Origin of the sequence: Streptomyces sp. NPDC060366, assembly GCF_042725135.1 — a bacterium.
GTDB lineage: Bacteria > Actinomycetota > Actinomycetes > Streptomycetales > Streptomycetaceae > Streptomyces.
The window spans coordinates 66792-80084 of the sequence record NZ_JBHXDC010000009.1; the positions used below are offsets into that span (position 1 = coordinate 66792).

Here is a 13293-nt window from a genome sequence, read left to right on the forward strand (position 1 = left end):
CCGGGTCCGCCCGGGGCCGGGTTCTGTCCTCAATCGCCGGACGGGCTGAAATTGCCCGGCAGTGGTTGGTCGAAGTACGGGTTCTTGCCCGCTTCGCGGTAGCCCTTCAAGGACGGGCCCTCGTTGACCGTCAGGTCGCAGTCGGCGCCCGGGATCGGTCTGTTCCACTGGATCAGCGCCTTCACCGACGGCATCGTCCGCACCGACTCGGGGATCCGTGTGTACCAGTCGCGCTGTCGGTCGCGGTCCGCCGGATCCGGCACCGTGCCGAACTCCGCCAGCATCAGGGGCTTCTCGGCGGAGATGTTCTCCCGGAGCCAGTCGTACGTGGGGCGCTGGCTGCGGTCGAAGTCCTTCCAGTCGGTGGTGTCGTGGCAGAGGTAGTAGTTGTACTGGTCCATGCCGATCCAGTCGACGTAGTCGTCCCCCGGATACAGCGCCTTCATCTCGTCCGCGCTGCCCAGATAGCCGGAGACCGTCCACACCCACACCACGTTCTCCACCCCCAACTCCTCGAACCGGTCACGCAGATGGCGGTACGCGGCGACGTACTCGTCCGGCGTGCCCGCGCCCTCCTTGATGCGGGCGTCGACCTCCTGGTCGAAGGAGAGGAAGATCCGTTTGCCGTGCTCCTCGCCGTACTCCTTGATGCGTCGCGCCTGGGGATCGATGATCTCCTCGTCGTACTGCCCGGCGGCGACGTTCGCCCAGCCCAGTTGGTCCTCGGTCCAGTTCTCGTGGTGCGGTTCGCGCCAGATCGTGGACTCCCAGGCCAGCATCAGCATCCGGTCCTCGCCCAGCTCCCGCTCGTCGGGGGTGAGGAGTTGGCCGTCGAGTTCGGTGTTCGACATGTCGTGGTAGTTGTAGACGAGGTCGAGCCTGCGGCCGATCTTCTTCTCGAAGGCGTACACCGCCCTGGTGAGCGAGCCGTCCGCCGGGCCGTCCTCCGCGTACGGGACGTACGCCCCCCACCACGCGCCGCACGGCGGCTCCAGCAGGTCCGTCGCCGCGCAGCCGTCGTCCGCCGGCCCGTCCGACTCGGTGGCCCAGATGCCGATCCCGGCGATGAGCAGCCCGACGGCGACCAGGACGATCACGGTGTAGGCCTGCTTCTCGACCTCGCTGAGCCGGGCCGCCATCAGCGTCCCCTCCCGCGCTCGCCGCCGGCCGCGCCCCGCGTCGCGGCCGGCAGCGGCAGTCCCGGCAGGGCTGCGGCGACGGTCGTGACGGCCGCGAGCGTCACCAGCAGGGCCGTCGCCGAGAAGCCGCGCACCAGAAAGAGCGTGGTGGCGACGGTGACCGCGAGGGAGAGACTGAGCGGCGCGGCGAGCGCGACGGCCTCGATCCTCGCGGCCGGGCGCAGCGTGCCGCGCTGCGGGTGGAGGAGCGCGAGGCCGGGTCCGAAGGAGACGAACAGCAGGACCGGGATCCAGCGCAGTGGTGAACCGCCGGGCAGCGCGGTCGCCGCCACCGCGCCCCAGCCGGCGAGGGCCAGCGGTATTCGGAGCCGTAAATGATCCAAGGTCATGGGCGCTCGCTCCCCGGGGCGGTGGTGCCCGTGCGTGGCAGGTACTCCAGGACGATGCCGTACGGATGCTCCTCCACGACCCGGAACAGCGGCGACGCCGCCAGCCGTGAGCGCAGCATGTCGAAGCCGCCCGGCGGCAGCAGTCCTTCGCCGGCCGCGTAGATGTCCTGCGTGCGGGTGAGGATCACGTACGCGTCGGTGCCGGGCGGGATGCCGTCGGACAGATGGCGCGCGGGGTCGGCCAGCATCCGCTCGTTCTCGGGGAGTTCCTGCTCGGCGAAGAACCAGTGCCCGACGTGGTCGTAGCGGTGCAGCGCCTGCGGGAAGGAGCCGGTGGTGGCGAGGATCAGGGCGTCCTCGGGCGCCCGGTCGATGGTGCGGGTGACGAGCGCGGTCTCGGCGGGCGGGGTGTAGTACATCTTCTCCTTGCCGTAGTACGAGGGCAGGAAGCCGGCCAGCAGTACGAGGAGGGCGACGGGCAGCGCACCGTGGAGGGTGAGTGCCCTGGCCCGTCTTCGCAGCGGCCGTCGCACACCTCCGACGGCGGGCACGAGGGTCGCCGCCGCGAAGAACGCGGCGCCGGGCAGCCCGAACAGGTAGACACGGAAAAGCATTTCGCCGCCGTAGTCGTTCACGACGAACAGCGGGACCGGCGCCACCGACACGAGCAGCAGGGGCAGCGCGGCGCGGACCAGCCGGCGCCGCAGGAGCAGCGCCGCGCCCGCCAGCGCGGCGACGGCGAGCACCATCAACACGTTTGCGCGGCCGGCGAGTTCGGGGCCGGGGCCGGTGAGTTCACCGGCGTACCCGGCGCGGGAGTTCTGGGTCAGCTCGCCGAGCGAGTCACGCAGGGTGCCCAGCGTCTCAAGGAACAGCGGCCGTCCCATCGTCAGGTCCCAGGCCAGCATGATGAGCGCGGCGACGGCCAGCAGGCCGTAGTTGCGGTAGCGGCGGGTGAGCGTGAGGGCGAACAGCGAGACGCAGAGCATCACCGGCGTGAGCTGGTGCGAGGCGTTGACGGCGAGGATCAGCGGCGCGAGTACCGCCACGCCGACGGCGCGCTGCCTGGTGCCGGTGGGGGGTGGGACGGCGGCGGACGCCGGGTCCAGGAACGACCGGTCGCGCAGCCTGCCCGCCGACCCCGGCAGCACGAAGTGCCGGAGCACGACAGCGATCACGGACAGATGCAGCAGATACGCGAAGCCCTGCGGCGCCAGATAGTCCTGTCCGACCCAGTTGGCGAGCTGGAAGATCCAGACGGCCGTCCACACCAGCCGCCAGTCCTCGGTGAAGGTGCGGTAGAGCAGTACGAGCACCGGCGTGATCAGCACACCGAGCACGATCGGCGCCCAGTTGAGGAACACGGCGGCACTGTCCACGCCGAAGGCGCGCACCAGCCCGCCGGTGAGCGTGAAGAAGCCGGGCCACTGGTCGTAGGCGGACATGTTGCCCGACAGGGCGCCGTTCGGGCGCAGTTCGCCATTGAGCAGGAGCTGGTTGACGACGGCGTCGTGCTTCGACGCCCAGGGGTAGCGCACGGAGTCGTACAGCACGGCGGGTGGTGCCTTGAGCGCGACGAGAAGGGCGACGCAGTAGCCGGCGGGCCACCACGGCGCGGTTCCCGCGCGGCGCAGAGCGACCAGGAATCCGCAGGTCAGGAGCAGAAGCGCGGCGTAGAACGTGGCGGGAAAGCGGTCGAGGAGCCCGTAGTCGCCCATGGAGCGGAAACCGACGCGCGGCAGCGAGTACATCCAGAGCGCGGCCCCTGCGAGCAACGGGAGCCAGGTGAACAGCAGTTGAGGACGTAAGAGATGTCGGGGCCGTGGGAGCGCGCGACGGGGCGGAGGTGGCGCCGGCGGTGGGTGTGCCGGAACCGGGGCCTCGGCCCGAGGCTGGGCCTCGGCCGGACGAGGCCCGAAGTCCGGCGCGGGCACGCGTGGTTGCACGGTGCGACTCCCCCCACCCCTGTGGTCGCGGCCGTCACGCCGCTGTCCCCTTCAGCGAATTATAGGAACTCTCTGCGCTTTTGTGTGTCTCTCGTACATGTCTGCCGCATGCTGGAACAGGGGCCCGGCGCCCGGCCTTCGGTCTCCCCCGCCCGACACTCCCTAGCCCGCGAACCGCGGGCCCTTCACCATCGCGCGGGTCCTGCGGTAGAGCCGCCAGCCCACCGTCGCCGCCGAGTCGGGGAACGGCGCCACCCTGGCGCCCTCCCCCGCCATCCACGCATCCACGTCCGCGACCGTGTGGCCACGGCGCACGATGAGGCGGGCGATGCGGTACGAGTCGTCCGTCTCGGAGCTGAGCGCGTGGCGTACGGCGACGGCCGAGGCGTATCCGGCCCGGCGGGCAGCCCCGCGTACGGCGCGGCTGTTGTAGCCGTGCGGGTAGGCGAGATGGGTGACCTCGTGGCCGAGTACGTCTTCGAGCACCGCCTTGGACTCCCGTAGCTCCCGGTCCAGTTGGGACGGGCGAAGGGTGTCCAGCTGCGCGTGCGTGACCGTGTGTCCGCCGACCTCCAGGCCGTGCCGCTCCAGGGACGGCACCTGCGCGAGCGTCATCATCGGCGCGGGCGGCAGCAGGCTGCCGTCTCCGGGGGCGATGGCGCCGGTGGTGAGGTAGGCGGTGGCGGGCAGAGCGCGTTCGGCGAGCGCTTCGGCCGTCGGGCCGGGCAGATCGGCGAACCCGTCGTCGAAGGTGAGGACGACGGGGCGGGGCGGCAGCGCGGTCCCGCCGGTCAGTCGGCCGGCGAGCGCGCCGACGGTGACGGGGGTACGGCCACTGGCCACGACCGCGTCCAGATGCGCGGCGAACTGCCTCGGTGTGACGGTGAATTCGGCGATCCAGGCGGGCGGGTCGTCCATGACCGCGTGGTAGAGGAGCACGGGGATGCGCGGTGCGTGGTTTCCCTGCGGCATCATCGTCTCCCCCAGCGCGCCCTGGCGTACCCCAGCGGGCCGTAGAGCATGCCCCTGCGCTCCAGCCGGGACAGCGAGCGCGGCCACGGGTGGCCGTGGGTGCCGTGGGTGCCGTGGGTGCCGTGCGTGCCGGGCGCACCCGCCCCGGCCCCCGCCCCGGTCTCCCCCGGCCGGTGGGCGGTGATGGCGCGGGCGTGGGCCAGTCCGCGCGGGAGCTTCGCGAGCAGCGAGGGCAGGAGGGAGGGGTGACGGCACAGGACGGCGGTGAGGTACGCGGTGAGGCCGGCGCCGTAGCCGTACGCCTGGTTCCGCAGGTCCTGCCAGGTCTCGCGGTGGTGGTGCCAGACGAGCGCGTCGGGTGTGTAGCGCAGGCGGTGACCGGCGGCCAGGATCCGGACGAACGCGTAGAGGTCGTCGCCGCCCCTGGCGGGTGTGCCGGTACCGGTGGCGGGGTCGAAGCCGCCGACGGCGCGTAGCGCGGAGGTGCGGAACGCCATGTTGGCGCCGGAGCCGAAGCTGCCCGCCGTGAACGGGAAGAGCGGCTCGTCGGCGGGTGGCGCGGCCGGGTCGTAGAGACGTGGGGCGAAGCCCTTCGCGAAGCCTCCGTGGCTCTCCAGGAGAATCTGCGCGGGGGTGGTCAGCCGGGCGGGGAGGATCAGACCCGTGACGCACCCGGTGCGGGGGTCGGCCGCGAACGGCGCGGTGAGCGCGGAGAGCCAGCGCGGGTCGGCGACGACGTCGTCGTCCGTGAAGGCGACGACGGGGCTGTCGGTGGCGGCGACGCCCCGGTTGTGCGCGACGGCCAGTCCGGGCACCGGTTCGTGGACGTAGGTGACGCGGCCCGCGTAGGCCTCGTCGACCAGTTCGCGCGTGGCGGTGGTGACGGGCGCGTTGTCGACGACCACGACGTGGAAGTCCGGATGGTCCTGCGCGAGGAGGGAGTCGAGCGCCCGGCCGAGCCGGTCCGCGCGCTCGCGGGTGGCGACGACGACGGTCGTACGGGGTGGCGCACCGCTCAACTCGTCTGTTTCGGCGTGGCGTTGGTCACGCTGCCCGTGCTGGGCGCGGAAGGCCGTGACGAGTACGCCGGCGGGGTCGGCGCCGTCCGGGACCGTGGTGAGGACGGTCGCGACGGGGCGGCCCCGGAGCCGTACGAGCGCGAAGAGGGCGCCCGCGCGCAGGGGCGGGCCGCCGGGGGCGGGGGTCAGCGACAGTACGTGCGGCTCGCCGCCGGGATCGAGGTCCGGGGCCCGGTCCGGGTTCGTCCCCGGGCCTGGATCGAGGGCCAGGTCCGGGTCGAGGTCGAGGTCGAGGTCTGCCACGCCGATGTCGCGAAGCGGCGAACGCGACCCCGGCTTCGGGGCCGGCGTCGAGGTTGAGGTTGATCGTGAGGACGTGCTCGGAGTGTGCGGCATCATGCCTCCGCTCGTGTGCACTGAGAACGACTCACCGGTCACCGGTCCCGGAGCCGGCCCACCCGGTTCAGGGCGCGTTGCGCGTATCCGGCCAGTTTCGGCCGGTTCCGTACGAAGCTGTGCGCGCGGCGCGACGGTTCGCGGCCGAGCCGGTACAGGGCCGCCCGTGCCCCCGGCCGTACCGAGGCCCCCTCGTGCACCCGCAGGTTCCCGGTCTTGAGCGCGTCCTTGTACTCGGCGGCGCCGCGCCCGAGGTCGAGCAGGCCGATCCCGGCTCCGGCCGCCGCCTCGGCCATCCGCAGATGGAGGATCAGACCCGGCGAGTACTTGGCGAAGTCGGTGTCGTACGCGGGGAACCAGCAGGACAGGACGGTGCCCGAGCGGAGCCCGAAGTGCGCGGCGACCGGGCGGTCCGCGACGTACAGGACGGAGAGCACGCCCGAGCAGCCCGGCGTGCTCCGGGGAGTGTGATCGGCCGCCAACTGCCGTACCAGCGCGCTGATCCACTCCTTCGCGAAGCGGTCGCGGCGGCCCGTCCTGCGGTACTGCGCCGACTTCCACTCCATCAGCGTGCGCAGCGCCGCCGGATCGCGCTCGTCGAAGACGAACCGGACCTCGCCGGCCTGCCGGGCCAGTCTGCGTTCCTTGGCGGTCGTCGTGCGGAAGAACTTGGGCGATCCGGCGCGCAGCGCCCTCTCGTACGCCGCGTATCCCTGGCCGATGTCGATGACCGGGGAGTCGAACTCCTCGGTGGCGTCGAGGGCGAACAGCGTCTGTCCCGCTTCGAGGTTGTCGAACTCCCAGCTGGTGAGCGAGCAGGCGCGCAGCAACTCCACCGCCGTGAGGCCGTGTTCGGGGCTCAGCACCGGCCCCTGGCAGTCGGACACCCCGAACCCGATCGCGCGACCCTGCCCCAACGGCCCTCTCTCGTAAGGGAAGAAGCCGACGACGGCCTCTCCCGCCCCCTCGACGACCGCGACCCGCGCGCCCGGTCGGACGCGGCCGACGGCCCGGGTGAACTCGGGCTCCATGAATGGATTGGCGGGCGCGCCGGACAGCGTCCGTAACTCCCGCCAGCGTTCGATGTGATCCGCGTCCAGCTCCCCCGGCCGCATCACCCGGATGCGGGCCGCGGCCCCTCCACGTACGCGTACGTCGCTCAACTCGACCCCCCGGTCGCTCGAAAAGGACGGTACCGGGCCAAATCACTCCGGTACAGGGCCAGTCGGCCATGTCATGACGGATACGAAACGCGAGCGACACGGCGGATCGACCTGTACATGGGGCGGGTGGGGACGGGGATGCGGGTGTGCGGGACGGGTTCAGGCGCGCGGCCAGCACATATGCCCGGCGGCCGGGGGCTCATACGTGTGCGGATGGTGCCCGCGCCGTGCCGCCGAGTGACAGGAGTTGCGCAACTCCTGCCCTAATCAGGCTCATTGCTCGTAGTATCTGGGTGCTCACGATCACGCGAGCCGATAAACCGCTCGCCACCCCCACGTGTCCGACGAGTCCTGGAAGAGGCCCGGTCCCCGTGTCAGCCCTATCCACGCCTGCCATGTCGGGGCCACCGTGCTGAGCCGGCGGCCGAACAGACGGAACCGACAGGCGCTGTGGTGGCTGGGGGCCCTCGTGGCCGCCGCCGTCGCCGCGGCGCTGATCGGACTGGCGTCCACGGCGGAGTGGAGACAGGCACTCGCGAGCGGCTGCGCGGCCCTGGCCGTACTGCTTCTGGCCTGGGTCCTGGTGCTGCACCGGCAGTTGGGCGCGGAGCGCGCCGAGCGGGACCGGGAGCGGCGGACCGCGACCGCGCGAGGCGCCGAGGTGGCCCATCTGGCCGCCGTACGTGTTCCCGCCATCGCCGAACGGGTCCGCGCGGGAAGGCGGTTGGACGGAGTCCCCGGACCGGTCGCGCCCGAGGCCGACACCGGCGAGGACTTCGCACGGGCGCTGGCCGCGGTGGTCGCGGCGCTCGGCTCGGACGAGGGGGTACGGCGCGAGCGCGGTCTGCGCGACTCGGTGCAGACGGCCTTCGAGTCGGTCGCCCGCAACATGCACGCGATGGCCACGGTGCAGCAGCAGGTACTCGACCACGTGGAGCGCGCCATCGACGATCCGCGCCTGATGGCGGACGTGATGAAGGCCGACCACGCGGCCTCCCAGATGACCCGCAAGGCCCAGACACTGCTGGTGATGTGCGGGATCTGGCCGGCCAGGCGCGAGTCGCAGCCGGTCTCGCTGTACGACTGCGTGCGTGGCGCGCAGTCGCGGATCGTGGAGTTCGGGCGGGTGGAGGTGCACGGCGGGCAGACGCTGTTCGTGGTGCCGCCGGCCGTCGAGGGGCTGATGCACGCGATCGCCGAACTCCTGGAGAACGCGACCGTGTTCTCGCCCTCCCGTACCCAGGTGATCGTGACGATCCGCGAAGTGGGCGCCGGGGCCGTCGTGGAGATCGACGACGCGGGCCTGGGTATGCCGCCGGACGTACTGCACCAGGCGATGTCGCAGCTCAGGGACGAGCTGGACCTGACACGGCTCGGGGCCGTACCCCGGCTGGGGCTGGCGTGCGTGGGGCGCTGGAGCCGGGAGATGGGCTTCAACGTGGAGCTGACGGGGGCGTCGGCGTACGGCGGGACGCGGGCCGTCACCTTCGTACCGCACCGGCTGCTGACCGAACCGCTGTCGCACTTCCCGGCGGAGCCGGTGCCGGTACGGGAGACGGCGTCCGCGACGGCGGGCGACCCGGAAGCGGGCGACCCGCGGGCAGGCGGCTCGTCGACGGGGAACTCGTCGCCGGACGACTCGACCGTGGGCGACTCGACCGTGGGCGACTCCACGGTGGGCGGCGAGCGTGAGCACGAGCGGCCGGCCGTCGCCGTGCGCGCGGAGGACGGACCCGGCGGACTGCCGCGCCGCCGCAGCCGGCGCCGGACCTCCGCCGCCGCGGCCGGTCAGGACCGGGCGGAGGAAGAGCCGTCGCAGCCGACACCCCCGAAGCCCGACCGCCCCTGGACCCCCGAAGCGGCACGCGCGTCGATCACCAGCGTGCTGTCCGGCTCGCGTCGTGGCCGCGCGGAGGCCGTCCAGGACACCGAAGTGCCCGACCAACACGACGGAGGCCGGCAGTGACCGGAAGAGTGACCGGAACGATCTCCCGACTGCCCGACCTGGGATGGATGCTCCGCCCGCTGACCGACATCCCCGGGGTCCGTCACGCGGTGGTCGTCTCCGAGGACGGTCTGCGGCTCGGCCACGCGTCCGCCGACAATCTGAGGGGCCCGGTGGCCGAACTGAGCGTCGCCGAGGCCGAATCGCTCTCCGCCGCGTCCGCCGCGCTGACCATGACCGGCCGGTCGACGGCGGGGCTGCTGTTCGGGAGCGGCGCGGGTGTGAGGCAGTTGATGCTGGAGTCCGACCACGGCTTCATCCTCTTCACGTCGGCGGGGGTGGGCGCCCAGTTGGGCGCCGCGACCGAGACCGACGCCGATGTGGGCCTGGTGGCCCAGCAGATGCAGCTCCTCGTCGTGAAGATCGGCAGCCACCTGAGCAGCCAGCCTCGGGATCCGGTGAGCCCGTCGTCATGACGGAGCGTTCCGACGACCGGGCCACCACGTCGGCGGTTCGCCCGTACGTGATCACCGGTGGAAGGGCGGACGCCGGAGGCGAGCCGCTGTCCTGGGAGTCGCTCGTGGTGGCCAGGGAAGCGGTCCCGCCGGCGACGCTCCAGCCCGAGCACCGAACGATCCTGGCGCACTGTCAGGGACTTCTGTCGGTGGCCGAGGTGTCGGCCCATCTCGGTCAACCGGCCTCCGTCGTACAGGTGTTGCTCGCCGACCTCATCGACTGGGGACTGATCGTCACCCGTCCGCCCATACCGCCGGCCGAACGAGCCGATGTGACCATTCTGAGAAAGGTCCTCCATGGCCTCGAAAGCCGCCTCTGAGGCCGAGGCGTCCACGCTGAACACATCCGGCGACCCCGCGTCCGCCGCGCCCGCCGCGTCCGGGGTGGGCGACACCGCCGCGGGCAAGTACGTCAGGTCCAGCGTCGCCGGCGCGGCCAAGATCATGGTCGTCGGGCCGCTGGGCGTCGGCAAGACGACGTTCATCGGTACGGTCTCCGAGATCAAGCCGCTCAGCACCGAGGCCGTCATGACCCAGGCCGGTGCCTCGGTCGACGTGACGGTCGACCAGGCCAAGGCCACCACCACCGTCGCCCTGGACTTCGGCCGTATGACAATCGACGGCGAGCTGGTCCTCTACCTCTTCGGTACGCCGGGGCAGCAGCGCTTCCTGCCCGCCTGGCGCGATCTGGCGCGGGGAGCGCTCGGCGCGCTCGCCCTGGTGGACACCCGCGATCTGACCGCGTCGTTCGACGCGCTCGGCCATCTGGAGGATCTGGGGCTGCCGTTCGCGGTCGCCGTCAACGTCTTCCCGGGCAGCCCCCTGCACAGCGACAGTGAGCTGCGCGCGGCGCTCGACCTGCTGCCGGAGACACCGCTGGTGTCCTGCGACGCGCGGGACGAGCGGTCCTCGGTCATGGCGCTCATCGCCCTCGTACGCCACCTAGTCCTCGCCGCCGAGTCCTCATGACGACGGAGCCCGCATGACCACGGAGTCCACATGACCACGCCCACACCGACGCCCGCGCACGGGCCCATGTCGGCGCCCATGCCGCTGTCGGCGGACTCGCCCGCGACGCCGATCTACGGGGAGCAGCTCGACGGTGACGGGATGCCGCGCCTGTACGAGCGGCTGCGCGCCGAGTTCGGCCCGGTGGCCCCCGTCACCGTCGCGCCCGGCATCGAGGCATGGCTGGTGCTCGGGCACCGTGAGGTGCTGCGGCTGACCCGTGAGGAGCAGGACTTCTCGCACGACCCGCGCCGCTGGAGCCTGCTGCGCGAGGGCCGGGTGCCCGCGGACTCGCCGATCCTGCCGATGGTCGGCTGGCGGCCGGCGCTGCTGTTCGCCGACGGCTCGCAGCACCGCCGGATGCGGGCGGCCGTGTCGGACGCGCTCGGCCGGATCAACGGACACGAACTGCGGCGCGGCGTACGGGCGACGGCCGAGCGGCTCATCGCGGAATTCGCCGACGGCAAGCGGGCGGATCTGGTCTCCGACTACGCGCGCAAGCTGCCGCTGATGGTGATCACCGGTCTGCTCGGGCTCGACGAGCAGACCGGGCAGAAACTCGTCCAGGCCATCGCGGGGCTGGTCGTGGCGAACGCCGACTCCGCCGACGCCAGCAAGCGGATGGGCGCGATCCTGCTCGCCCTGATCGACGAGAAGCGGCACCGCCCCGGCAACGACGTGACGTCCGCGCTGCTGCACCACCCGGCACGGCTGACGGACGAGGAGGTGCTGCACAACCTGGTGGTGATGTTCGTCGCCGGCAACCAGACGACGGTGAACTGGATCGCCACCACCCTGCGCATCCTGCTGTGCGACCCGGCGTTCCGGTCCTCGCTCAGCGGCGGTCATCTGAGCGTCGACGACGCGCTGGACCTGGTGCTGTGGCGCTTCCCGCCGACGCAGAACTTCCCCGCCCGCTACGCCACCCGCGACCTGCGGTTCGGCGGCCGGGAGATCCGGTCCGGGGACATGCTGATCCTCGGCCTGGCGGCGGCGAACGCCGACCCCGACATCCTGCCGGAGGACGGCACGCCCGTCGTCGGCAACCGGTCCCATCTGGCGTTCGGGGCCGGGCCGCACACCTGCCCGGCCCAGGACCCGGCCAGGCTGATCACGCGTACCGCGGTCGACACGATCAGGCACCGGCTGCCGGATCTCGAACTGGCGGTGCCGGAGCACGAGTTGGCCTGGATCAAGTCGCCCTGGAGCAAGGGCCTGGCGGCCCTGCCCGTCCGCTTCACCGAGCCGCAGTTGCCGCGTGACGCGCGGGCGACGCGGAGTTGAGGAGAGCCTGTTGAGCCCCGAGCCGAGCACCACCCCGGACACGTCTGCCACAAACGGGTCCGCGCCGTCCGCCGACGCGTCCGGCACCGCCCCGCACCGGATGGATCCGGCCGGTGGCTGCCCGCACGCCGCGAACGCGCGCCTGCTCGCGCGGGGCGCGGTGGCCCCCGTCGTACTTCCCGGCGATGTCGAGGCCATGGCGGTCATCGGGCACGACGCGCTGAAGGAGTTCCTGTCGCACCCCGATGTCGCGAAGGGCGCCACGCACTTCACGGCGCTGCAAGAGGGGCTGATCCCCGACGGGTGGCCGCTGAAGACGTTCGCGACCGTGCAGGGCATGACGACGGCGGACGGCGACGACCACCGGCGCCTGCGCTCGCTGGTGAGCAAGGCGTTCACGACGCGGCGGGTGGAGGCCCTGCGCGGCCGGGTGGAGGAGGTGACGGCGGAGCTGCTGGACGCCCTGGAGGCGGCGGGCGGCGAGAGTGGGCACCACGCGATCGACCTCCGCGCGCACTTCGCGCTGCCGCTGCCGATGGGCGTGATCTGTGAACTGCTGGGCGTGGACGCGGAGTACCAGGACCAGCTGCACCATCTGTCGAACCAGATCGTCGCGACGGACATCTCGCCCGAGGACGCGATGGCCGCCAACCGGGACATCGTGGCCGTACTGAGCGCGGTGGCCGCCTCCCGTACCGAGAAGCCCGGCGAGGACCTGACGAGCGCGCTGATCGCGGCGCGCGAGGAGGACGGCGACCGGCTGAGCGGGCACGAACTCATCGGCACCCTGCTGCTGATGATCATCGCGGGGCACGAGACGACGCTGAATCTGATCACCAACGCGGTACGGGCGCTGTGCCGCCACCGCGATCAGCTCGAACTGGTACAGAACGGCAAGGCGAGCTGGTCGGACGTGGTCGAGGAGACCCTGCGCTGGGACAGCCCGGTGAGCTTCTTCCCGTTCCGCTACCCGACCCGGGACCTGACCGTGGACGGCACGGTGATCCCGCGGGGGACGCCGGTGCTCGCGGGCTACTCGGCGGCGGGCCGCGACAAGGCCGCGCACGGCGAGGACGCGGACGTGTTCGACCTCACCAGGTACACGGGTCCGACCACGCGCCATCTCTCGCTCGGGCACGGCGCCCACTTCTGTCTGGGTTCTTCGCTGGCCCGGATGGAGGCGACGATCGCGCTGGAGCGGCTGTTCACGCGCTTCCCGAACCTGGACGTCGCGGTCACGGAAGGGGAGCTGCCGCGCCACGCGAGCTTCGTGGGGAACAGTGTGCAGCAACTGCCGGTGACGTTGCGGTAGTTGCTCGGGGCGGTGGAGGCCGCACGCGGGAGGCCGGGTGACGGGCAGTCAGGAAGTTTGGTCCATACCAACGCCTTGACGGCCCCTCCCGCCCTCCCTTAAATCAAGTATTGAAATAACGGGGTTCAGCCCCGCGTTCAATCGCCCCGAATGTCATGCTCATGCCTCCACAAGAAGTGAAGTGATGACCTGTGCGAACCCCCCT

The 13293-nt window shown here is 71.8% G+C and carries 12 protein-coding genes; 6 read left to right on the forward strand and 6 right to left on the reverse strand.

Going from position 1 to position 13293, the window contains the following annotated elements; genetic code table 11:
* Positions 1–29: 29 nt before the first annotated feature.
* From ACFWHU_RS22345 to ACFWHU_RS22370, 6 genes are all read right to left on the reverse strand, one after another.
* Positions 30–1139 (reverse strand): glycoside hydrolase family 26 protein, encoded by a 1110-nt coding sequence (locus ACFWHU_RS22345; RefSeq protein ID WP_385797168.1) that lies wholly within the window; start codon positions 1137–1139, stop codon positions 30–32.
* Positions 1139–1528 (reverse strand): hypothetical protein, encoded by a 390-nt coding sequence (locus tag ACFWHU_RS22350; protein WP_387226623.1) that lies wholly within the window; start codon positions 1526–1528, stop codon positions 1139–1141. The genes ACFWHU_RS22345 and ACFWHU_RS22350 overlap by 1 nt, the downstream gene beginning before the upstream one ends.
* Entirely contained in the window at positions 1525–3303 is a 1779-nt protein-coding gene (locus tag ACFWHU_RS22355; RefSeq protein ID WP_387226626.1) for a hypothetical protein, read from the reverse strand. The genes ACFWHU_RS22350 and ACFWHU_RS22355 overlap by 4 nt, the downstream gene beginning before the upstream one ends.
* Before the next feature lie 333 nt (positions 3304–3636).
* Positions 3637–4446, reverse strand: coding sequence for a polysaccharide deacetylase family protein (locus ACFWHU_RS22360; protein WP_387226628.1), 810 nt, complete (start codon positions 4444–4446; stop codon positions 3637–3639).
* Complete coding sequence (locus ACFWHU_RS22365; protein ID WP_387226914.1) at positions 4446–5774, reverse strand: glycosyltransferase; 1329 nt, start codon at positions 5772–5774, stop codon at positions 4446–4448. The genes ACFWHU_RS22360 and ACFWHU_RS22365 overlap by 1 nt, the downstream gene beginning before the upstream one ends.
* A 125-nt stretch (positions 5775–5899) precedes the next feature.
* Positions 5900–6976 carry a GNAT family N-acetyltransferase gene (locus ACFWHU_RS22370; RefSeq protein WP_387226916.1) on the reverse strand — a complete coding sequence of 359 codons (1077 nt, stop codon included), beginning with the start codon at positions 6974–6976 and terminating at the stop codon, positions 5900–5902.
* 550 nt (positions 6977–7526) lie between these two features.
* On the opposite strand from ACFWHU_RS22370, the gene ACFWHU_RS22375 reads away from it, so the two are divergent.
* The 6 genes from ACFWHU_RS22375 to ACFWHU_RS22400 all read left to right on the forward strand — a co-directional run bounded on the left by ACFWHU_RS22375 (position 7527) and on the right by ACFWHU_RS22400 (position 13088).
* The gene (locus tag ACFWHU_RS22375; RefSeq protein ID WP_387226918.1) at positions 7527–8990 is read left to right on the forward strand and encodes an ATP-binding protein; all 1464 of its coding nucleotides are present in this window, start codon (positions 7527–7529) and stop codon (positions 8988–8990) included.
* 8 nt (positions 8991–8998) lie between these two features.
* Positions 8999–9445 (forward strand): roadblock/LC7 domain-containing protein, encoded by a 447-nt coding sequence (locus ACFWHU_RS22380; RefSeq protein WP_385797367.1) that lies wholly within the window; start codon positions 8999–9001, stop codon positions 9443–9445.
* Positions 9442–9804, forward strand: coding sequence for a DUF742 domain-containing protein (locus ACFWHU_RS22385; RefSeq protein ID WP_385797176.1), 363 nt, complete (start codon positions 9442–9444; stop codon positions 9802–9804). The genes ACFWHU_RS22380 and ACFWHU_RS22385 overlap by 4 nt, the downstream gene beginning before the upstream one ends.
* Positions 9805–9928: 124 nt before the next feature.
* On the forward strand, positions 9929–10453 hold the full coding sequence (locus ACFWHU_RS22390; RefSeq protein ID WP_385797369.1) for an ATP/GTP-binding protein: 525 nt from the start codon (positions 9929–9931) through the stop codon (positions 10451–10453).
* A 30-nt stretch (positions 10454–10483) separates the two neighbouring features.
* Positions 10484–11776 carry a cytochrome P450 gene (locus ACFWHU_RS22395; protein ID WP_387226630.1) on the forward strand — a complete coding sequence of 431 codons (1293 nt, stop codon included), beginning with the start codon at positions 10484–10486 and terminating at the stop codon, positions 11774–11776.
* A gap of 100 nt (positions 11777–11876) precedes the next feature.
* The gene (locus tag ACFWHU_RS22400; protein ID WP_387226920.1) at positions 11877–13088 is read left to right on the forward strand and encodes a cytochrome P450; all 1212 of its coding nucleotides are present in this window, start codon (positions 11877–11879) and stop codon (positions 13086–13088) included.
* Positions 13089–13293: the final 205 nt, after the last annotated feature.